We start from the raw sequence: 20,124 nt of genomic DNA on the forward strand, positions 1-20,124 counted from the left end.
TTTAGTGCCTCGGTGTCTCCTCCTCCAGGGATGGCCCGAAACCGGGCGAAGTTCGGTGATCTCTCTCGGTGACCGGAGCCGGTCGCCGGACCGCGCGCACCCCGTCCCACGTCAGCACCGCCAGTGCCGTCCAGACCAGGACGAATCCCGTCCAGCGGCTCGCCGGCATCGCCTCGTGGTGGACGAACAGGCCGATCATGAACTGCAGGACGGGCGTCAGGTACTGCAGCATGCCGATCACGCTGAGCGGCAGCCGCGTCGCGGCCCCGTTGAACAGCAGCAGGGGGATCGCCGTGACGAACCCGGCCCCGGCCAGGAGCGCCATGTGCGCCGCCCCGTGATGCCCGAACGTCCCGTCCCCCTGGACCCCGAGGACCAGGGCGAACCCGAGCGCGGGAAGGAACATCACCGCGGTCTCCACCGCCAGGCTCTCCAGCGACGGCATGTCCGCGAACTTCTTGAGCAGCCCGTAGACGGCGAACGCCAGGCTCAGCACCAGCGCGATCCACGGCGGCCGGCCGTAGTCCACGCTCAGCACCACCACCGCCACGGCCCCCAGCCCGACCGCCGCCCACTGCCACCGCCGCAGCCGCTCCCGGAAGATCAGCACACCGAACAGCACGCTGATCAGCGGATTGATGAAGTACCCCAGCGACGCGTCGATGGTGTGGCCGCTGTTGACCGCCAGGATGTAGACGCCCCAGTTGAGCGTGATGGCCGCCGACGCCGCGGCCAGCAGCCCCAGCCTGCGCCAGGACAGCCCGCGGATCCAGCGCCGGCTGAGCGCCAGCATCGCCAGGACGGCGACCAGCGACCACATGATCCGGTGCGCCAGGATCTCCGTCGCCCCGGAAGGCTTCAGAAGTGGCCAGTAAAGGGGGAACAACCCCCACAACGCGTACGCCGCGACACCGAACGCCAAACCCCGATGGTTCACCACAACGTCACGCTAGCAGGACGTAATCAGCCAACCTCCACCACGCTGATGACAGCCCTGACCGCGTAGCCTGAAGGCATGTTCTTCGCGAAGACCCAGATGGTCTCTCCGGAGCGGGCCCTGCCCGGCCGTGAAGAGCCGATTCCGGTTCCGCCCCGGCACGAGGTCCTCAACGCGCCCCTGGCCCCGCCCTACCCGGACGGCGCCGAGATCGCCGAGTTCGCCCTGGGATGCTTCTGGGGCGCCGAACGCAAGTTCTGGGAGACCCCGGGCGTCATCTCCACCAGCGTCGGCTACGAGGGCGGCTACACGCCGAACCCCACGTACGAAGAGGTCTGCAGCGGCCAGACCGGCCACACCGAGACCGTCCGCGTCGTCTACGACCCGGCCCGGATCTCCTACGAGGAGTTGCTGCGCGTCTTCTGGGAGGCCCACGACCCCACCCAGGGCATGCGCCAGGGCAACGATGTCGGCACCCAGTACCGTTCGGCCGTCTTCTACCGCGACGACGCCCAGCAGAAGCTCGCCGAGGCGTCCCGCGACGCGTACCAGAAGGTCCTCACCGCCGCCGGCCACGGCCCCATCACCACCGAGATCACCAGGGCCGCCGACTACTACTTCGCCGAGGACTACCACCAGCAGTACCTGCACAAGAACCCCAACGGCTACTGCGGCATCGGCGGCACGGGCCTCTCCTGCCCGATCGGCGTGGCCCCCGCCGAATAGGCATGGGGGAGGTCGCCCGGCTGGTCGAGTCCCTCACGCCTCAAGATCGCCAAGCGCTCGCCTTCCTGGACATGCGGGTCCGGGCTCGCGAGCCCGCCGAGTGGACGTCGGAAGGCGCGGAACCTACGTACGGCGTTCTCAACTGCTTGCGCTTCTGGGAGATTCTGATCCGTCGTATGGAGGACGAGTGGGTCCGCCAGGACTACTACCTGGCCGATGAGTACCTCAACGTCTTGACCAGCCGAGACAGGGCCGAGGACTTTCTAGAGGTGATGCCGGCAGGGCTCCGGGCCAAGACGTCCCGCTGCATCGACCGGCTCGATGCCCGCTTCCGCGACCTCACCTTCGAGGACCGCGGTGCGGAGTTGTCCAAGTACTGGTACCCGTTGGCCGAGGGGCAGGAGGTCCGCTGGTGGTGGACCAGACGCCCGATCGATCTACCTCCAGGATGGTGAGGATGCACATCTGCCGGACGTACGGCTTCCATCAGCGGCACCTGCACAAGAACCCCAACGGCTACCGCGGCATAGGTCTACACCTGGACGCCCCTGTCGCTGAATGAACCGGTACGAGGCCGATATCTCGGACGGTCTCTCCCGTAGGGCGCGTTCCCTGATACGTGTGCACGGCCTGCGCGTGGGTTCGCTGGCAGTAGAGCACTACCGGTCGCAGTGGCTGACCTTGGCCGCAGATCGGCCACCTTGCACGGAGACCTGAAGGCACCCGTCTACCCATAGGTGCCCATAACTCTTGGGGCTTCTGGCCTACCGGTATGTTCAGGCAGATGACTGACGATTCCCAGCCTCGCGCCGCGCTACTGATCGCAGAGGCCACACGATGGGTCGATCGCAGTAACTACCCTTGGGTCGTCGAGGTCGTCTTCGCTGATGCGGATGGCGGACGACACTCGATCATCGACAAGGCGCCTCTCTTCTGGGACGCCGATGATGAGCCAGGCCCTCATGCCGAGTTCCCGGTCCCGGTGTACTTGGATGCGGTTCTCCTGGAACACGGTCTCCCCGGAGATCGCGTCCGTGTGGCCATCGATCACCGGTCGGTCAACGACGCGGGGTATGCGGAGTTCATCGTCTCGGCTTCTCAGGTCACCTGATGGGCCGGCTTGGGCAGCACGGGCCTGTCCTGCCCGATCGGCGTCACTCCGGCCGAGTGACCTGGACGATCGTCGACGAAGTCTCGATCTTGTGGGCAGAGCATCGGGGGAGCGCGTTCCCTGACGATCTCCACTGGGTGGATGACACGAAGGCGGAGAACGCGGCTGACTGGCCGTGGCCGCAACCGGTGGAGAGGTCACGGAGCATCATCCTGCGTAAGCCTGATCAACCCACCGGGTGGTGAATGTCGCGCATATATGGGGGACGTCCGCAGCGGATGCACACAGCATCGGTGCTGGTGCCGTGGTGGCGCTGCTTACCGAGCCTTAGCGTCGCGCTCCATGTGCGCAATCCTGAGCGTCTGGCGCTGGACTCGGGAAAGTGCTGAACTTGGCGTCGGACGCGGTATCCGGCCGGCGCGACAGCCGGGCCGGCTGATCGGAGGTGCAGGGTGGCGTTGCTGGAGATCAAGTTTTGGGAGCTCGACGACTTCAACGCAGGAACCAAGAGCGCTGAGGGCCGGTGCGCCTGGGGTGGCTCCTCCTGTACGAAGAAGCCCGAATTCACTGTGACTGACAGGACAGGCGCCAACATCGGGGCATGTGAGGTGCACACGCTCACCTACATACGGGACCGGCTGAGAAACGGGGCCTGAACCTAGACCAGGAGTTCCGGCACCAGTAGCACCTGTACTACCTCGGCCCAGCGCTGCAGGCCTACTTATGCGCCCGCACGCTCACCCGACCGTTCCTGGTCACCGCCCTGATGGGCCGTTTCGCCATTGAGCAGGCCGCGGCGGCGCCACTTCTCGAAGATCGGCTTGATCTCCGCCTCGGCCTGGGCCACCGACTCCGCGGGCGTCTGCCTTCCCTGGGCGGCCCGCGCCATCATCCGCGGCAGGATGGAACGGGTGAACACCTGGCCTATAGCGGGGTTGGAGGGGCCCGGGTAGCCAATGTCCACGGACCATGTCCCCGCGTTCTGGAGCAGCTTGAGCTTGCCCGGCGGCCGTGCCCCGAACGGGTCGTCGGCCAGCCATCCGTCCAGTTGCGGCACCATGGACGGAAAGGCCGGGAAATTGTAAAGCTCCGACTGGTACGTGCTGACCGCGTCGTTGGCCGACAGGTTGAGAAGGAATTCCTTGGCGGCGTCGACGTTCTTGGAGAACTTGGGGACGAAGTAGACGAACACCGGCTGCGGGCCGCTGAGGCCGACCCCCGCCGGGCCCCTGAGCGGGGGTGTGAAGAAGATGTCGTTCGCGACCTCGGGGGCTTCGACCTGCGCGGTGCGGTACGCCGAAATCGGGTTGGCGATGTAGGAGAGCCGACCGGCTATGAGCCCCTGGTTATTGGAGAGCTGGTTCCACGAGAACACCTCCGGGGTCATCGCCTCCCGGTAGAGCCGCACCATGGAGGTGACGGCGGCGATCGTCTCCGGAGAGTTGATCACCACCTGTTCGAGCTCGTTCTGCACCGACGCGCCGAACGACCACATGAGCGCCCGGGTCGCGATGTTGGAGTCCAGCTCGTTCGACATTCCGATGCCCACGGCGACGTTGAGCTTCTGCTTGATCGCCTTGCCGCCCTCGCGCAGTTCCTCCCAGGTCGCCGGGCCGTCGTCCAGCCCGACCTGCTGCCACAGGCTCTTGCGGTAGTCGCCCTGGCAGGGGGCCCAGGCGTGGGCGTAGCCGTAGTACTTCTTTGTAGTGGGGTTGTAGCCGGCCCTCCTGCAGAGGGGCTGCTCGATGCCGAAGCGTCCGACCGCCTCGTCGTGGAGGTCGGCCAGGTCGACGAGGTACGGTTCGAGCTGGGCGGGAGAACTGGTCCACTCGATGAGGTCATGGCCGGACCCCGCCTCGATCACCTCCAGCGCGCGCGAGACCAGTCTCTCCGGGTCGATGTGCTCGACTCTCACGTCCACACCCACGCGCCTGCCCCACTCCTGGGCATAGGCGTCGAACCATCTGTCGTAGCGGGGCACGTAATGCCTCCGCTGGAGAATTGACAGCGTTCCTTTGAGTTTCTTTGTCGGCGTGAGATAGGTGGTGGTGGGCTCCGGCTGCGCGGGGTTTCCCGGGCTACCATCGCCGGGGACGCGCGCGGCCGCCGTCGCGCAAAGGCCCGCTCCCGCCACCTTGAGCAGCCCGCGCCGAGAGACGCGTGCAGAATTCTGCTCCATTTGATTTCCCCCAGTGTCCTGCGGTGATGACCTCACCCGGCCTCCGGGGGTACATCGCCGCCGCCTCAGTACGGGCCGCGTTCGGCACGATCGTCCATCAACGCGGTACCCGTCACTGAGAGACACTAATCAATCACGTTGTGCTTTTGGAGTGGGGATGGGACGGCCCGTCCGAACCGCGCTCTGCCAGCAGGTGGACCTGGCCTCGGCCGTCGGGCGAAGGTCAAGGGCGTCAGCGGCGGTAGGGATCGGTCAGGGACGTGGGGGCGTCGCCGCGGTGAGGGCCGCTTCGGGGAAGGCTGGGGCCGGCGAGTAACGGGAGAGCGGATCTGCCGTCCTGGTTCTGAACGGCTCAGGGGAGCAGGGCCACCAGGTCCGCCAGATCTGCCAGACGGCCGTGCAAGTCCTCGTCTTCTATGAGCGGGGCGAGGGTGAGGAGCGGTGCTGCGACGTTCTGATACCTGCGTAGCATGAGCATTTCGCCCGGATTCAGATCGTAGAACCGCGGGGCCAGTTCCTTGAGTTCGGACACGGGGCGTTCGAGCATGGCGAGGGCGTTGGCGGCGACGTGGTCGGGGGCGCGGTCCGGGTCGTCGCGGTCGGCTCCGAAGTGCTTGATCAGGTAGGCGTTGAGGTGAAGCCGGTCCGCAAGGCGACCCAGGCCGCCGGTCGGGGCCGAGCGGGCGGAGACCGCCAAGGCCAGGTGTCCCCAGGCGAGGCGCTCGGGGGCAGGAAGGTCCCTTCGCTGCATCTTCCCCACGGCGAACGAGCGGAGCGTCGAGCACCATCCATCCGGCAACCCGGTGCCGTGGTCGTCGGCTTCCCGCAGCAACGCCGTCACCTGTTGCGGTGACCAGCCGGCGAGTTCGGAGACCTCGGGTATCGGCATGTGTCAGCACCTACCGCTGTTGTCCACGTGGAAGAAGAACAGGCCGTTCAACGCGAACACCTTTTCCGCGTAGTCGAGGTGCTCTTCCCTGGGCCGGTAGTGGCCGCTGCAACGATCGATTTGCAAACCCACGTACTTGCCGTCCGGTGTCTTCTCGATGATGGCCTCACCGGCCGCGAGCACGCTGCCACCGCCGGCGGCGACGGAGTGCTTGATCTCGTCCTCGCCGGCCCGCTTCGGCACGAACAGCAACTCACCGGTCCGGGTGATGACCCACTTGACCTTCTGGCCGCCCCCGATGGCCTCGTCGAACTTCGGGTCCCCCATCTTGAGGGGCTCGACGCCGTTCTGGTCCGCCACGATCTTCTCATACGCCCACTGACTCGCCAGCTGGTTCTTCAGGGGGAGCGGGCAGGCGGGCTCGTCCCTGCCTTGTACCTGTCGTAGGCGTCTTTCAGCTTGTCGAACTTCTTGGCCGCCTTGGCCGCCTTGGCCGCCTTGCCGCCCCGGGCCAGCCAGCCCACGACGGGTACCACCGAAACGCCCGTCCAGAGGCAGGAGCCGACGTCGCCGTCGCCGAAGCAGCGTTGGGCGTCGGCGATGCCGGATGCCTCCAGGTCGAAGTCGGCCGCGAGATCACCGCCTGCGCAGGTCGCGACCTTGAACGTGTGACGGCGGCGGGATGACGGTGGAGGACGTACGCGAGCGGATCCTCGCGTTCGAGACGGCGGCGCCGCCGACCTCGCCGGGCGCCGTGGCCGTGAAGTCGCGGTACGCCCTGACCACCTCGGGGCCGGCCTCCGGCGGCCACAGCAGGATGCCGACGGTGACGGCCGGGAGGGAGTACAGGTGGAAGGTCAGCGAGGTCGCCGCCCCGAAGTTCCCGCCGCCGCCGGCGCGGGCCAACGTCAGCGGCGGTAGGGATCGGTCAGGGACATGGGGGTCGTTGCCACGGTGAGGGCCGCTTCGGGGAAGGCGGGGCCGGCGACGTAGTAACGGGCTCGGGTGCGGCCGACGGATTCCAGGATTCCCGAGGTCGTCAGGTCGCGCAGGTCGCGCTGGGCCTGCTGGACGCTGAGTCCTTCGGCGTGCTCGTAACGCAGGCGGCGGACACGCCCGGTCATCGCGACCTCGTGCAGGGCGGAGACCAGGCGTTCGTCCAAGCCTTCGGCGGCGGTGAAATCGGTGAGATGGGCGAGGACCCTGCTGGATCTGTTCAGGCGGTTGCCGACCGTCTGAGCCTGCTGGTGGTAAGCGGTCAGGTTGAACCTGATCCAACTGGAGACGTCCTGGTCGGGTTGGTAGTGCGAGCCTCGGGCGTTGAGTTCGCGGTAGTACTCCCAGGTGTTTCCCGGCCGTCCCAGCCATGCCTCGATCGAGGAGAACTCGGGGGCGAGGACACCCTCGCGAGCGATCATGAGGGTTTGTAGCGAGCGCGACATGCGGCCGTTCCCGTCGACCCACGGATGGATCGATACCAGGTGCAGGTGGGCCATGGCCGCTTTGACCAGCGGGTGGGTCTCTTCGCTCAGGTTCAGCCAGTCCACCAGTTCGGCCATCAAGCCCGGGACGTCTTCGGCGTCGGGCGCCGTGTACGCCGCGATGCTCGGATCCCTGGGGTCGGTGACGTACACCGGGCCTCTGCGCCACTGACCGGCGGGCTTGGCCGTTGTGTGGTGGTGCCCTTGGAGGATCCAGTGCAATGCGTTCAGCAGGCCCTTGCTGAACGTGAAGTCCGCCGCGTCGTGAAGTGTCTGGATGTAGGTCATCATCCGCTGGTAGGCGAGAGTCTCTTCACGGTTGTCCTCGGAGACCTCGACGTCACGCTCGCCCTCCATCAGGTCGACGACGTCGACCGTGGACACGCGGAATCCCTCGATGGAGTTCGAGGCCGCAACGGCGTCCGCCGTCAGAAACTTCCGAAGGCCCTCTGTCCACTTGGTGGGCGCCTGGCGTATCTGGTGCCGCAAGTCACGACGCATCCGATCGAGATCGTCCAAGACGGCGTGGTCGAGTTCACTGAGTTCAGGAGTGGGGAACAGCATCTTCGCCAGGATAGGGTGACGTAATCACTGTGTCAATCCGTCGTGGCTTTTGGGGTGCGACGACTCCTCCGAAGCGCCCGGCCTGGCGGTCATGGACCAGGTGGTGGCGGGCGTCGTCCGGGCCTAGCCGGTCCTCCGGCGAGGGGGTCGCCGGAGGACGCGGGGCTCAGGGGACGAGGATGTTCTTGCCCGTGGTGGCGCGGTCCTCCATGGCCTGGTGGACGGCGGCGGCCTCGGCGAGGGGGCGTACGGAGCCGATGCGGGGCCGCAGGACACCCTCCGCGGCCAGGGCGAACGCCCGGTCGCGCAGCGGGGCCAGCCGTTCGGGCGGCAGGAGGGCCGTGGCGAAGGCGATGACGGACAGGGCGCGCTGGTAAAGGACCGCGGGGTCGATCTCGTGGGGGAGGCCGCTGAGGTTCCCGTACAGGACCATCCGGCCGGTGGTGGGTTCGAGCAGGTCGAGGGCGGTGCGGGTGAGGGGGCCGCCGACCGACTCGAAGACGACCTGGACGGGGCCGACGTCGTCCGCCGCGGTGAGGTCGACGGTACGGTCGGCGCCCAGCTCGCGGGCGATCGCGGCCTTCTTCTCGTCGCCGACCGCGGCGACGACGGTGGCGCCCGCGTGCTTGGCCAGCTGGACGAGGAGGCCGCCGACCCCGCCGGTGGCCGCCTCGACCAGGACCGTCTCGCCGGGGGAGACGGCCGCCTCGGCCATGAGGCCGACCGCGGTCGTCCCCTGGGTGAGGACGGCCAGCGCCTCGTGCTCGCCCAGGTCGGGCGCGGGGAGCACGGCCGCCTCGGGGACGGTGGCGAGTTCGGCGTAGCCGCCGCCCGCCGGGGACAGGGCGATCACGCGGCGGCCGGCGAGGGCTGGGTCGGCTCCGGGGCCGGTGGCGATCACGGTGCCCGCGACCTCGTGCCCGGGGGTGAACGGGAGGGGCAGGCCGGGGGCCCACTGGCGCAGTGCCCCCGCGCGCAGCTGGACGTCGGAGAAGTTGATGCCGGCGGCGGTGACCTCGATCAGGACCTCGCCGGGGCCGGGCGTGGGGTCGGGCAGCTCGTCGACGGTGAGGGCCGAGGGTGGGCCGTAGTCATGGAAGCGCACAGCGCGCATGGGTATCCTCCTTAGCGGACCACAGGTCCGCTTTCACTATACGGACCGCCGGTCCGGTTATGTCAAGGGAGGAACCGTTTGGCTCGCCGGGAACGGGCGGACGCCGCGCGCAACCGCCGCGCGATCCTGCTGGCCGCCCACCGTCTGATCGGCGAGAAGGGCGTCGAGCAGGTCTCCATGAGCGACATCGCGGCCGAGGCGGGGGTGGGCAAGGGCACGCTGTTCCGCCGGTTCGGCGACCGCCAGGGCCTGATCACCGCGCTGTTCGAGCAGCTCACCGAGGACTGGGAACCGGACGCCCTGGAGCGGCTGGGCGACCCGGGCACCGATCCGGCGGTACGGGTGGTCGACTTCCTGGCCGGGCTCTTCGACCGGATCACCGTGCCGGGACGGCCCCTGCTGCGGGGGATGGGCGACCACGCGACCCCCGAGCGCCTCGAACGCTACCGGCGCTGGCACGCCGGGCTGGCCGGCGTGATCGCGCAGGCCCGCCCCGACCTTCCCCGGGAGGACGCGGAGTTCATGGCGCACGCGCTCCTCTCCACGCTGCGAGCGGACTTCGTGGACCTGCTGACCGGCGGCGGGCTGACGGTGGAGGCCGTACGGGAACGGATCCTCGCGTTCGCGCGCACCGCGCTGACGGGCCGGCCCCTGTGAGAGACGGCCCCGCAGGTCACCCGGGGCGGATGTTGTGGTTGAGGTGGAAGACGTTGGCGGGGTCGTAGCGGGCCTTCACGGCCGCCAGGCGCCGGTAGTTGCCGGCGCCGAGCCCCGCCATGACGCGGTCAGGGCCCTCGTCGCCGATGAAGTTGAGGTAGACCGCGCCGGCGGACCAGGGCCTCATGTCGGTGCGCAGGTCGCGTGCCCAGGAGATGGCGCGCTCGTCGTCCGCCGTGGCCTCCCACAGCCCCAGCGGGTGGACGACCCAGGGCGCGGTGCGCCAGGGGATCGGGTAGTGCGTGCCGGTGTTCGCGACCGCGCCGCCCTGGGGCAGCAGGATGTGCTGCGACGCCGAGGGGACGACCATGTCCGCGGCCCGGTCGCAGAAGGCGTCCACGGCCTCGTCGGGCAGCGAGGCGAGGTACTCCGCCGACCAGTAGTTCCGGAAACCGGGCGGATCGTCCAGCATGCACTGCAGGTCCGCGTAGGGCATCTCGAGGACGCCGCCGCCGGTGTGGCCCAGCGCCAGCATCGGCGCGATCGCCGCGTCCGCCTCGGGCCCCGTCCCCGCGTAGGTGAGGACGAGGGCCAGCGCCAGGCGGCCCACCAGCGGCTCCGGGACGAAGTCCTCGGGCGGCGCGGTGAGGTAGATGGCGGCGCCGCCGACCTCGCCGGGCGCCGTGACCATGAAGTCGCGGTACGCCCTGACCACGTCGGGCCCGGCCTCGGGCGGCCACAGCAGGATGCCGACGGTGACGGCCGGGAGCGGGTACAGGCGGAAGGTCAGCGAGGTCGCCGCCCCGAAGTTGCCGCCGCCGCCGTGCAGGGCCCAGAACAGCTCCGGGTGCTCGTCCTCGCTCGCCCGGATCCGTTCGCCGTCCGCGGTGACCAGCTCGACCTCGACCAGGTTGTCGCAGGCCAGGCCGTACTTGCGTTCCAGCCATCCCGAGCCGCCGCCCAGGGTGAACCCGCCGACCCCGGTGGTGGAGACCCGGCCGCCCGTGGTGGCCAGGCCGAACGCCTCGGTCGCCCGGTCCAGATGGCTCATCGTCGCGCCGCCTCCGGCGCGGGCCGTGCGCGCGCCCGGATCGACGGTCACGGCGTTCATCCGGCGCAGGTCGACGACCAGGCCGCCGTCGGTGGCGGCGGCGCCGGCGACGCCGTGCCCCCCGCCCCGTACGGCGATCTCCAGGCCGGCCGACCGCGCGAACCCGATCGCCCGGACGACGTCGCCGGTGCTCGCGCACTGGGCGATGACCGCCGGGCGCCGGTCGATCATCGCGTTGAACAGCGTCCGGGCCTCGTCGTAGGCCGAGCCGTCCGGGACGATGACCTCGCCCGTGAACCCGGTGCCCAACTCGGCCAGGGCGGCGCCGCTGACTCCGGTGGACGTCATTGCGCGTCCCCTCTCCACTCGCTGGCGTGGGGCCGCCATGACGCGAGAGGGGCACGACGGCCCGGTGAACACGAGGTCATGCCGTTTCCCTCACCACCCCCTTCGGAGCACGGCATCGTCCGGCATCGGAACGAGGGGGGACGGGACGCTCCGGCATCCCGGGACACGCGGATGATCTTGAGAGGCGCCCGCGGGCGCGTTGTCACTGCTCCCATTGTGTGCCCCGCGGAACGGGGAAGAGAAGAGGCCCGGACGCGCTTTCCTCACGAATCGTGACGGTCCGGTGGCCGGACGGGAGTCCCGTAAAGCCCGCAGGGCCCCGCCACATGTGGTGCGGTGGCGGGGCCCTTCACCGTTCGTGGTCCCGCGGGAGGCGGGTGCGGCGTTCCTGGTCTGCGTCAGTACGGCAGGAGGCGTCCCGAAGGAGACCGGAGGTCGAGCGGGCTCGGTTGACGTGGCGGTTTCGGGCGTTTGACGAGCTGCTGCCGTGCCATGGTGATCATCTCCCCCGTCGGGCCGGGTGTTAACCCGTCGATCGAGCCGATGTCGCACTCATTTCTCTCGACGCGAACATCGCGTGAAAGGTTCGAAGAGCTTATGCGACACCCTCGACCGGTTCGACCGATTTTCGAGCGGGAAATGACGCGGAGCGTATCGGAGAGGTCGCGCTCGGTGAGAAATCGGGAGGCGTCCCGCCCGCGGCCGAATCCGGCCGCGGGCATTCACGATCTTCCTCAGGAAACGACGTCGCGCGACCGGAAGCGGCGGAAGGCCAGAGCGAACAGCACCACCGAATAGGCCACCGAGACCGCCGTTCCCTTGGCCATGCCGGTCCACTGGATCTGCGGCTGCAGCGCGTCCATCCACGCCCACATCCAGTGCGTGGGCAGGAAGTCGCGCCAGCCGCCCAGCGCGGTGACCGCGTCCAGGATGTTCGACACGATCACCAGCCCGACGGCGCCGCCCACCGCGCCCAGCGGCGAGTCGGTGGTGACCGACAGCAGGAACGCCAGCGCCGCCACCACCAGCTGGACGATCAGCGCGTACCCGACGATGATCCCCATCCGGCCGAGCGCGGAGCCGGCCGGGAAGGTGCCGCCGGTGGGCAGCTCCACCGGCCCCCAGCCGAACGCGACCGCCCCCGCCACCAGTGACATCAGCGGCAGCGTGAGGACCGCGACGGCGGCGTAGCCGAGCGAGACCACGAGCTTCTGCCGCAGCAGCCGGGCCCTCGGCACCGGCGCGGCCAGCAGGTAGCGCAGCGACGACCAGCCCGCCTCGCTGGCCACCGTGTCGCCGCAGAACAGCGCCACCGCCACCACCAGCAGGAACCCGGTCGACACGAACAGCGAGAACAGCGCGAAGTTGAGCGCGCCGGCGGTGGCCACGTCGACAAGGCTGGGCATGCCGTCGGGGCCCGGGTCGCCGCCGATCTGGAACGCCGCCACCAGCACCCAGGGCAGGGCGAGCAGGATCCCGAAGGCCACCAGCGTGCGGCGGCGCCGGAACTGCCGGACGATCTCCACCCGCAGCGGCAGGGTGCGCCCCACCCGGTACGCCGCCGAGGCGCCGTCCCGGTCCCCGCCGCCCGCCGCCGCCCCGGCCGGTCCGCCGCCGTTCAGCGCCGCGGTCGCGGTGCCCTCGTTCACCGGCTCGCTCCGTTCGTCTCGCGGGCGCCGCTCATGACGGGTCCCCCGTCCCGATGATCTCCAGGAACGCGTCCTCCAGCCGGCGGCCGGAGCCGACGATCTCGGCCACCGGGCCGGCCGCCACCCGCCGCCCGCCCGCCATCACGACCGCGTGGGTGCAGGTCTGCTCCACCTCGGAGAGCAGGTGGCTGGACACGATCACGGTGCGCCCGGCCGCCGCGTACCGCACCAGCACCTCGCGCATCTCGCGGATCTGCGGCGGGTCGAGGCCGTTGGTGGGCTCGTCCAGCACCAGCAGGTCGGGCAGGCCCAGCATGGCCTGGGCGATCGCCAGCCGCTGCCGCATGCCCTGCGAGTACGTGCGCACCGCGCGGTCCAGTGCCGGGCCGAGGTCGGCGATCGCCAGCGCCTCCTCCATGTGCGCCTCGTCCGCCGGGCGGCCGGTGGCCCGCCAGTACAGGTCGAGGTTGTCGCGCCCGGACAGGTGCGGCAGGAAGCCCGGACCCTCGACGAACGAGCCCAGCCGCGACAGCACCGGTGCCCCCGCCGTCACCCGGTGCCCGAAGATCCGGATCTCGCCGGCGTCGGGATGGATGAGGCCCATGAGCATCCGCAGCGTGGTCGTCTTGCCCGCGCCGTTGGGCCCGAGCAGCCCCAGCACCTGGCCCTTCTCCACGCGGAACGACAGGTCGTCGACGGCCAGGTGGCCGTTCCGGTACGCCTTGGTCAGCCCCTCGATCCGCAGCGGCACCCCGGCCAGCGCGGGATCGTACGCGGCGGCCCCGCCGCGGCGCCCGCGTCCGCGCCCGGTGACCAGGAGCCCGGCGGCGACCGCGAGCGCGGCGGCGGGCAGGCCCCACACCCATCCCGGGACCGGCGCCGGGACGGCGCGCAGCGAGGTGACGGTGGGCACGGACAGGCCCGACACCGCCGCGACCTTGTACGTGGCGGGCTTGGCGGGTGTGGCGAAGCCCATGTCGGTGGTGGACACGACGAGCCGGAGCCGGTGGCCCCGGTCGAACCGGTAGTCCATGGCGGGCAGCGTCACCGTGACCTCGCGGCCCTTCCCCGCGTCCGGAACCTGGAACGGCGCCGCGATCCGCCGCGCCGGAGTCCCCTGCCGGCCGCCGGGGGCCACGTCGTACAGCTTGGCGAACAGCGGCACGTCGCCGTCGCCGGTCACCCGGACGCGCACGGACGCGGCGCCGGTCAGCTGGAGCGGACGGTCCAGCGGCGCGCTGTCGAACACGGCGGACTGGCCCGGCATGTCGATCGGCAGCTGCCCGTCCAGCGCGCCCGCCCCGCCCAGCGAGCCGAGGCTCCCGAGCGCGCCCAGCCCTGGCAGCGCCGAGATGGACGCGGGGGTGCCGCCCGCCGGGTTGTGGACGGTCTGCTCGCGCCCGGACAGCGGGAGCGCGCGGGGATCGGCGGCCAGGCCGGGGTAGGCGCCGGCCGTCGCCGACTCGACGATGACCTCCTGGGTGGAGGAGTCGATGCCGCCCGCGCGGGTCACGGTGAACGCGGCGGCCCGCTCCTCCGCGGATACGGCCTCCGCGGATCCGGGCGCACGGCCGCGCAGCCGCTGGTCGAACCAGCCGCGCACCAGGCCGCGCACGCGCTCGGTCTCCGGGTCGCCGCCGTCGTGGCCGCCCTGGAACCAGACCACCGACACCGGGGTGCCGTTCCGGGCGATGGCGCGGGCGTTGGCGTCCGCGTGGTCGAGCGGGAAGAGGGAGTCGGCCTGGCCCTGGACGATCAGCGCCGGGGCCTTGATCCGGTCGGCCACCAGGGACGGGCTGGAGCGGCGCAGCGTCTCGATCGCCTCGGGGGTGGGACGGCCGGTCTCGGCGATCTCCTGGTACATGGCGCACAGCGAGGGCAGGAACCGCCCGCACGCCGAGCCTTCCGCGGAGCCCGCCGCCGAGCCCGGTGCGCCGCCCGGAGCCGGCCCGTCGCCGGCGCCGCCGGTGAAGAAGATCCCGGCCCACAGCTTCTTGAACACGCCCGTGTCCGCGCCCGCGCCCGTCCCGTTGGGGAAGAGCGCGTCGGGCAGGCTGTGCCAGGTGATCTGCGGGGCGATGGCGTCCACCCGCCGGTCGTGCCCGGCGGTGAGCAGCGCGATGGCCCCGCCGTACGACTCGCCCGCCATGCCGACGCGCGGGTCGCCGGGCCCGTCGAGCACCACGTCGGGCCGCTTCGCCACCCAGTCGATCAGCTGCCGGACGTCCTTGACCTCGTAGTCGGGCGAGTTCAGCGCGATCTGGCCGGTGGAACGGCCGAAGCCGCGCGCCGACCAGGCCAGCACGCCGTACCCGGCGCGGGCCAGCTCCTCGGCCTCCTGCCGGACGTCGTCCTTGGAGCCGCCGAACCCGTGCCCCAGCAGGACCACCGGGACCTTCGCGCTCCCGGCGGGCCGGTAGAACGTGGTGTCCAGGCTGACCCGCTGGTCGTCCTCGGGGCCGTCCACCACGTCGACGCGCTGCGCCTGCGCCCGTACCGGCGGCCCGCCGTCCGCGGTCACGCCCCAGAGCACGCCGCCGCCCGCGAGGACCGCCGCGGCACCGGCCGCCGCCGTCCAGCGCGTGGCGGGACGGACCGAACCCCACCGTTCCCGGAGCCGTCTCGCTCCCCCCACCCTCATGCGAGAAGCCTATGTGCCACCGGGGGCGGGCCTCTCCACCCTCAAGTCGATCTCTGCTGCGCCCGCCGCCGTACGGGCGCCCGGCCGCTTACGCCTCCCGGCGTACGGACGCGCCCGGCTTACGGACGGGCCCGGCGTACGTGGCGCCCCGGCGCCGGCTCAGCGTCCGGTGATCGAGATGGGCGCCCACCGGGTGGCCAGGAACTGGATCCTGCCCCGCCCCTTCGGCGGTACGTAGGCGGCCAGTTCGAGCCGTTCGACGGTGGTGAGGGCCCGGTTCACCTTGGACCTGCCGGTGGTGGGCTTGAGGAGGTCGCCCCAGCTGTCGTGCTCCCAGGTGATGCCGTTCCCGCGGCCGGTGTGGCGGAAGTCCTCCCTGAGCTCCACCGCCGTCCACACCAGCGCCCCGCCCGACTTCGTGCGCACGGCGTAGACGGGCGCGCGGGACGCCGCGTACGCGGCGGTGCCGGTCCATCCGTTGCGGCGGAAGACCTTGCGGTCCTCGCGCAGCGCGCGGTAGCGCTCCTTGGCCCAGTCCGGGAGGACGAAGGACCGCAGGTGCGGGCTGCGCGACCCCTGGTTGAGGACGTCGGCGATCGCCGCCGACACCTGTCCGGGCGCCGTGCCGAGCGAGCTGTCGGCGGCGGGGACGACGGCGGGGTTGTCGGCGACGTCGACGCCCGGGGCGAGCGCCCCGGTCACCTTGCGGGTGCTCAGCGGCGTGTACGCCGCGCGCCACGGCCCGCCGGCCCTGTCCTGGACGAGCACGACGAGGTCGCGGACGGCGGGGCTGTCCCCGCGGTCGGTCATCGCGGCGAAGAACCACTTGGGGTGGGCGGAGAACAGCGGGGCCGCGGCGAGCGTCTGCCCGTACCGGGACTGCTGGATCTTGACGCGGTTGGCCTTGAACACCCGGTACTTCGCGATCTCCATCTGGAGCGACGAGCCGGTGTAGACAGACGAGGCCAGACGGGGGTCGAGGCGCCGGTGGACCGCGTTCGAGCGCTTGGCGTAGAGGGCCAGCGCGATCTTGGCCTCCGCCTGCGTCAGGGCCGGGATGGGAGGGGGCGGGGGCGCGGTCGTACGGCTCTTGGCCGGGGCGTCCGCCGCGCCGCCCACCACGCCGCCGATCGCGTCCCCGACCGCGCACCCGCCGGCCGTGAACGGGACGAGCAGCCCGATCAGTGCCGCGGTCGCCCGCAGGCCCTTCCCGCGCGGTGCGGCGGTGCGGTTCTCCATCGGTGGCCGGCCCTCCCGTGGTGACGCGGGGGCCGGTCCGGCCCCCCGCGTTCCGTCGTGCTTCCGGTACCCGGCGTTCGGTGGCCGCCGGGTTCCAGGAGGATCAGCGCCGCTCGCGCCGGAAGTGTCACTTCATAGAGGGAAATGTCCAGGATGTTCGAAGGGGGGCGGACATCACTCGAACGGCGCGAGCGCTGCCTCGAACATCGCGGTGACCTGGTCGGTCAGCTCGTCGGGGTCGAGAGGGAGCAGGTCGTCCACGCCCAGCACCCGCCGGAGCGGCCCGCCGCCCATGATGAGCGTCGCGGCCAGCGTGGCGCGGGCCCGCGCGCGCGGCCCGGCGAGCTGCCGCACCAGGGGTTCGACGACCAGCCGCTCGGTGTGCTCGCGCAGGATCTGCTTGACCTCCGGGTCGCCCACCGAACGGTCCATGATGCGGGGGAGCGGGTCGGCGGGGCCCCGGTGGATCCGCCGGACGAAGTGCTCGGCCAGCCGGCGGGACAGCGGCCTGGTGTCGCCCTCTCCCGCGATGACCCGGGTGATGACGTACTCGCCTTCCAGGACCTCGCCGAACAGCGCCGCCTTGGAGCCGAAGTAGCGGTGCACCAGGGCCACGTTGGCGTCCGCGCCGGAGGCGATCATCCGTACCGAGACGCCGTCGTAGCCGTACCGGCCGAACAGGTCGCGGGCGGCGGCCAGGATGCGCCGCCGGGTCGCCTCCCGATCGCGCTTGGGCCGCGGTGCGGGTGCGGACTCGGCCGTGCCCTCCCGCGCCTCGTGGGACGGGGGCGCGCTCGCGGTCTCCGCCTGGTCCAGCACCGTTCCAGTATCCCTCCGTTTGCAAGTAAACACCCGACTACCTAGCATATATGCAAAACACAGGTAATTAGCGGACGTATGGGGGACAGAGTGGTTCGATCGAGCGCGGCGTCACCGGCGGTGGCGGCGGCGCAGGAGCAGGAGCGCCCGCCATATACCCACCGGCAGATCCTGGAGATCCTGGCCGGCCTGATGATGGCCCTGCTGACCTCGATGATCTCGACCTCGGTGGTCGCCACCGCCCTGCCGACCATCGTGGGCGACCTGGGCGGGCAGGACCAGCTCGCCTGGGTGGCCAGCGCCTCGCTGCTGACCATGACCGCCTCGACGCCGCTGTGGGGCAAGCTGTCGGACCTGTTCGGCCGCAAGCTGATGTTCCAGACCGCGCTGCTGATCTTCGTACTGGCCTCGGTCGCCGCCGGGCTCTCCCAGGACATCGGCCAGCTCATCGCGGCCCGCGCCGTCCAGGGGCTCGGCGTCGGCGGGCTGTCCGCGCTGGCCCAGGTGATCCTCGGCGACGTGGTGGAGCCGCGGCAGCGGGGCCGCTACGCCGGATTCATCGGCGCCGTCTTCGGCGTCTCCACCGTCGCCGGGCCGCTGCTCGGCGGGTTCATCGTGGACGCCGACGGCCTCGGCTGGCGCTGGTGCTTCTACGTCTGCGTCCCGCTCGCCGTGGTCGCCTTCCTGGTCATCCAGAAGGTGCTGACGCTGCCCAAGGTGAAGCGCGACACCCGGCTGGACATCCTCGGCGCGTTCACCATCACCGGCAGCGCCACCGTCCTGATGCTGCTGCTGTCGCTGGGCGGCAAGGAGTTCGCCTGGAACTCCGCCTGGACGTACGGGCTGGCCGCCGGCGCCGTGCTGCTCATGCTGCTGGCGGTCACGGCGGAACGGCGCGCCGCCGAGCCGATCCTGCCGCCTCGGCTGTTCCGCAACCGCACCTTCGTCCTGACCGGTGTGGCCTCGCTGTGCGTGGGCATCGCGATGTTCGGCGCGCTGATCTACCTGCCCCAGTTCCTCCAGATCGTCAGGGGGATGAGCCCCACCGCCTCAGGGCTGATGGCGCTGCCACTGGTCATCGGCATGTTCGTCACCTCCACCGTGTCCGGCCAGATCGTCACCCGTACCGGCCGGTGGAAGGTGTTCCCGGTCGTCGGGCTGCTGTGCACGGGCGCGGGGATGTACCTGCTGTCCCGGCTGCACACCGACTCCAGCGACCTGATGATGGGCGTGGCCGTGGCCGTGCTCGGCGTCGGGCTCGGGCTCACGCTGCAGATCCTGATGCTGGCCGCGCAGAACGCCGCCGGCCGCGCCGACCTGGCCGCCACCACCTCCGGCGTCTCGTTCTTCCGCAACCTGGGCGGCGCGATGGGCGTGGCCGCGTTCGGCGCGATCCTGACCAACCGGCTCACCGCCGAGCTGAACGGCGCGCTCGCCGCCGCCCGTGTCCGCCCGCCCGCCGGAACGGGCACGGTGCTCGGCTCGCCCGACGAGATCCACCGGCTGCCCGAGCCGTTCCAGCACATCGTGCTGGAGTCGTTCACGAGGGCGCTGGAGACGGTCTTCCTGGTCGGCGTCCCGGTCGCCGTGCTGGGCTTCCTGGCCGTGATCGCGCTCAAGGAGCTGCCGCTGCGCGGAGACACGGGCCCCACCCCGGAGACGGCGCCCGCGACCGTCCCGGAGACCAGCCCGGTGAGCCGCTAACCGCCCCTGAGGCTGCGGACGAGGCGGCCCGCCTCGGCCCGGCTCGACGGGCCGGTGATCATGACCTTGCCGTCCAGGATCGGGGTGTCCACGCGCGGCACCGTGACCAGCTGGTTCCGTACGACGAAGGCGAGGTCGCGGTTCAGCGTCGCGCGGGTCAGGGCGGCGAACGCCTGCCGGTCGTTGGAGCGGAGGGTGATGGCGACGTCGTAGGCGTTGCGGTCACGGGCGCGCTGCACCCGCAGGTCGGCCACCTTGCGGATGGCGATGCCCTGGCTCAGCTGGTAGCAGGCCGGTCCGCCGGAGGTCTGCCCGGAGATGCCCTGCGTGCCCGCGGGGCACTGGCCGGGCGCCGTCTGCGTCACCGGGTAGATGTGCAGCGGCGCCGCCAGCGTGACGGGCCGCGTGCGCATGGACGCGGCGAACAGGCCGCCGCTGACCACCACCGTGGCGATCAGCAGCCCGAGCATGATGATCATGGCCAGCATCGAGGAGCGGTGCTCGCGGGCCGCCCGGTCCCGGCGGGCCGTGCCCCGGCGCCGCGCCGCCCGGCTGCGCTTGAGCTCGGCCGCGGTGCGCCGCCGTTCGGCCGACCGGGCCCGCCGCGCGGCCTCGGGACCGCTCTCCGTACCGGTCACAGGGCCGGTGACGGGGCCGGTCACGGTGCCGGGCTCCAGCTCCAGGGTGCCGGTGGCTCCACCGGCCGCGGCGGACGACGGCTCCGGCGACCCCGCGGACTTCACGCCCTTCGCAGGCCCGCCGCCCCCGGCACGCCCGGAACCCTTGGACGGCTTGGACGGCTTGGACGGCTTGGACGGGCTGGACGGCTCTGCTCCCGCGGACGGCCCGGCGGCGGTCGCGGACGCGGGCCACGTCGTGGCAGGCGCGGAAGGCGCGGCGTCCTGTGAACCCCGGCGGTCCTTCCTGCGTCGCGGAATGACCCGCATCGTCACCTCCTGACGACATGATCTCTCAGTCTGTCAGGACGCGGAAGGGCCCCACACCGTTCACACGC

At 71.1% G+C, this 20,124-nt stretch carries 19 protein-coding genes; 5 read left to right on the top strand and 14 right to left on the bottom strand.

Features of this window, described 5'->3' with window-relative positions:
* Position 1: 1 nt before the first annotated feature.
* The gene (rarD, locus tag IW256_RS02070; RefSeq protein WP_197009324.1) at positions 2-922 is read right to left on the bottom strand and encodes an EamA family transporter RarD; all 921 of its coding nucleotides are present in this window, start codon (positions 920-922) and stop codon (positions 2-4) included.
* A 93-nt stretch (positions 923-1,015) separates the two neighbouring features.
* Between rarD and msrA the strand changes: the two genes are divergently transcribed.
* The 3 genes from msrA (at position 1,016) to IW256_RS02085 (ending at position 2,774) form a co-directional block, all read left to right on the top strand.
* Complete coding sequence (gene msrA, locus IW256_RS02075) at positions 1,016-1,663, top strand: peptide-methionine (S)-S-oxide reductase MsrA (RefSeq protein ID WP_197009325.1); 648 nt, start codon at positions 1,016-1,018, stop codon at positions 1,661-1,663.
* Between the two features lie 2 nt (positions 1,664-1,665).
* The gene (locus IW256_RS40735) at positions 1,666-2,118 is read left to right on the top strand and encodes a hypothetical protein (RefSeq protein ID WP_231403609.1); all 453 of its coding nucleotides are present in this window, start codon (positions 1,666-1,668) and stop codon (positions 2,116-2,118) included.
* A 329-nt stretch (positions 2,119-2,447) separates the two neighbouring features.
* A complete protein-coding gene (locus IW256_RS02085) occupies positions 2,448-2,774 on the top strand; it encodes a hypothetical protein (protein WP_197009327.1) in 327 nt (108 codons plus the stop codon).
* Positions 2,775-3,495: 721 nt separating this feature from the next.
* On the opposite strand, the gene IW256_RS02090 is transcribed toward IW256_RS02085, so the two are convergent.
* The 7 genes from IW256_RS02090 to IW256_RS02120 form a co-directional block, all read right to left on the bottom strand.
* Complete coding sequence (locus tag IW256_RS02090; protein WP_197009328.1) at positions 3,496-4,755, bottom strand: ABC transporter substrate-binding protein; 1,260 nt, start codon at positions 4,753-4,755, stop codon at positions 3,496-3,498.
* Positions 4,756-5,305: 550 nt separating this feature from the next.
* Positions 5,306-5,842 (bottom strand): hypothetical protein, encoded by a 537-nt coding sequence (locus IW256_RS02095; RefSeq protein WP_197009329.1) that lies wholly within the window; start codon positions 5,840-5,842, stop codon positions 5,306-5,308.
* 3 nt (positions 5,843-5,845) lie between these two features.
* On the bottom strand, positions 5,846-6,202 hold the full coding sequence (locus IW256_RS02100; protein ID WP_197009330.1) for a hypothetical protein: 357 nt from the start codon (positions 6,200-6,202) through the stop codon (positions 5,846-5,848).
* Between the two features lie 38 nt (positions 6,203-6,240).
* Complete coding sequence (locus tag IW256_RS02105; RefSeq protein ID WP_197009331.1) at positions 6,241-6,378, bottom strand: hypothetical protein; 138 nt, start codon at positions 6,376-6,378, stop codon at positions 6,241-6,243.
* 100 nt (positions 6,379-6,478) lie between these two features.
* The gene (locus IW256_RS02110; RefSeq protein ID WP_197009332.1) at positions 6,479-6,748 is read right to left on the bottom strand and encodes a hypothetical protein; all 270 of its coding nucleotides are present in this window, start codon (positions 6,746-6,748) and stop codon (positions 6,479-6,481) included.
* Between the two features lie 2 nt (positions 6,749-6,750).
* Entirely contained in the window at positions 6,751-7,887 is a 1,137-nt protein-coding gene (locus tag IW256_RS02115) for a Fic family protein (RefSeq protein ID WP_197009333.1), read from the bottom strand.
* A gap of 166 nt (positions 7,888-8,053) precedes the next feature.
* Positions 8,054-9,001 carry a quinone oxidoreductase family protein gene (locus IW256_RS02120; protein ID WP_197009334.1) on the bottom strand — a complete coding sequence of 316 codons (948 nt, stop codon included), beginning with the start codon at positions 8,999-9,001 and terminating at the stop codon, positions 8,054-8,056.
* 78 nt (positions 9,002-9,079) lie between these two features.
* Between IW256_RS02120 and IW256_RS02125 the strand changes: the two genes are divergently transcribed.
* Entirely contained in the window at positions 9,080-9,658 is a 579-nt protein-coding gene (locus tag IW256_RS02125; protein WP_197009335.1) for a TetR/AcrR family transcriptional regulator, read from the top strand.
* Between the two features lie 16 nt (positions 9,659-9,674).
* Here the strand turns inward: IW256_RS02125 and IW256_RS02130 are convergent, their stop codons facing one another.
* From IW256_RS02130 to IW256_RS02150, 5 genes are all read right to left on the bottom strand, one after another.
* Positions 9,675-11,057, bottom strand: coding sequence for an FAD-binding oxidoreductase (locus IW256_RS02130; RefSeq protein ID WP_197009336.1), 1,383 nt, complete (start codon positions 11,055-11,057; stop codon positions 9,675-9,677).
* A gap of 734 nt (positions 11,058-11,791) precedes the next feature.
* Positions 11,792-12,706: an ABC transporter permease gene (locus IW256_RS02135; protein ID WP_307828706.1), complete on the bottom strand. Its 915-nt coding sequence runs from the start codon at positions 12,704-12,706 to the stop codon at positions 11,792-11,794.
* A gap of 31 nt (positions 12,707-12,737) precedes the next feature.
* On the bottom strand, positions 12,738-15,347 hold the full coding sequence (locus tag IW256_RS02140) for an alpha/beta fold hydrolase (RefSeq protein WP_197009337.1): 2,610 nt from the start codon (positions 15,345-15,347) through the stop codon (positions 12,738-12,740).
* A gap of 159 nt (positions 15,348-15,506) precedes the next feature.
* On the bottom strand, positions 15,507-16,586 hold the full coding sequence (locus IW256_RS02145) for a DUF8094 domain-containing protein (RefSeq protein WP_197009338.1): 1,080 nt from the start codon (positions 16,584-16,586) through the stop codon (positions 15,507-15,509).
* A 174-nt stretch (positions 16,587-16,760) separates the two neighbouring features.
* Positions 16,761-17,405: a TetR/AcrR family transcriptional regulator gene (locus IW256_RS02150; protein WP_307828707.1), complete on the bottom strand. Its 645-nt coding sequence runs from the start codon at positions 17,403-17,405 to the stop codon at positions 16,761-16,763.
* A gap of 78 nt (positions 17,406-17,483) precedes the next feature.
* On the opposite strand from IW256_RS02150, the gene IW256_RS02155 reads away from it, so the two are divergent.
* Positions 17,484-19,109 (top strand): MDR family MFS transporter, encoded by a 1,626-nt coding sequence (locus tag IW256_RS02155; RefSeq protein WP_197009340.1) that lies wholly within the window; start codon positions 17,484-17,486, stop codon positions 19,107-19,109.
* On the opposite strand, the gene IW256_RS02160 is transcribed toward IW256_RS02155, so the two are convergent.
* Positions 19,106-20,056, bottom strand: a complete 951-nt coding sequence (locus IW256_RS02160) for a SecDF P1 head subdomain-containing protein (protein ID WP_197009341.1) — start codon at positions 20,054-20,056, stop codon at positions 19,106-19,108. The two genes, IW256_RS02155 and IW256_RS02160, sit on opposite strands and share 4 nt — an antisense overlap.
* Positions 20,057-20,124 lie beyond the last annotated feature (68 nt).

Origin of the sequence: Actinomadura viridis (assembly GCF_015751755.1) — a bacterium.
Classification (GTDB): Bacteria; Actinomycetota; Actinomycetes; order Streptosporangiales; family Streptosporangiaceae; genus Spirillospora; species Spirillospora viridis.

Excerpts from the sequence above, each read along its gene's own strand:
- IW256_RS02095 (WP_197009329.1), bottom strand. The coding sequence starts at position 5,842 with ATGCCGATACCCGAGGTCTCCGAACTCGCCGGCTGGTCACCGCAACAG.
- IW256_RS02115 (WP_197009333.1), bottom strand. The coding sequence starts at position 7,887 with ATGCTGTTCCCCACTCCTGAACTCAGTGAACTCGACCACGCCGTCTTG.
- IW256_RS02130 (WP_197009336.1), bottom strand. The coding sequence starts at position 11,057 with ATGACGTCCACCGGAGTCAGCGGCGCCGCCCTGGCCGAGTTGGGCACC.
- IW256_RS02120 (WP_197009334.1), bottom strand. The coding sequence starts at position 9,001 with ATGCGCGCTGTGCGCTTCCATGACTACGGCCCACCCTCGGCCCTCACC.
- IW256_RS02140 (WP_197009337.1), bottom strand. The coding sequence starts at position 15,347 with ATGAGGGTGGGGGGAGCGAGACGGCTCCGGGAACGGTGGGGTTCGGTC.
- IW256_RS40735 (WP_231403609.1), top strand. The coding sequence starts at position 1,666 with ATGGGGGAGGTCGCCCGGCTGGTCGAGTCCCTCACGCCTCAAGATCGC.
- msrA (WP_197009325.1), top strand. The coding sequence starts at position 1,016 with ATGTTCTTCGCGAAGACCCAGATGGTCTCTCCGGAGCGGGCCCTGCCC.
- IW256_RS02085 (WP_197009327.1), top strand. The coding sequence starts at position 2,448 with ATGACTGACGATTCCCAGCCTCGCGCCGCGCTACTGATCGCAGAGGCC.
- IW256_RS02155 (WP_197009340.1), top strand. The coding sequence starts at position 17,484 with ATGGGGGACAGAGTGGTTCGATCGAGCGCGGCGTCACCGGCGGTGGCG.
- IW256_RS02160 (WP_197009341.1), bottom strand. The coding sequence starts at position 20,056 with ATGCGGGTCATTCCGCGACGCAGGAAGGACCGCCGGGGTTCACAGGAC.
- IW256_RS02145 (WP_197009338.1), bottom strand. The coding sequence starts at position 16,586 with ATGGAGAACCGCACCGCCGCACCGCGCGGGAAGGGCCTGCGGGCGACC.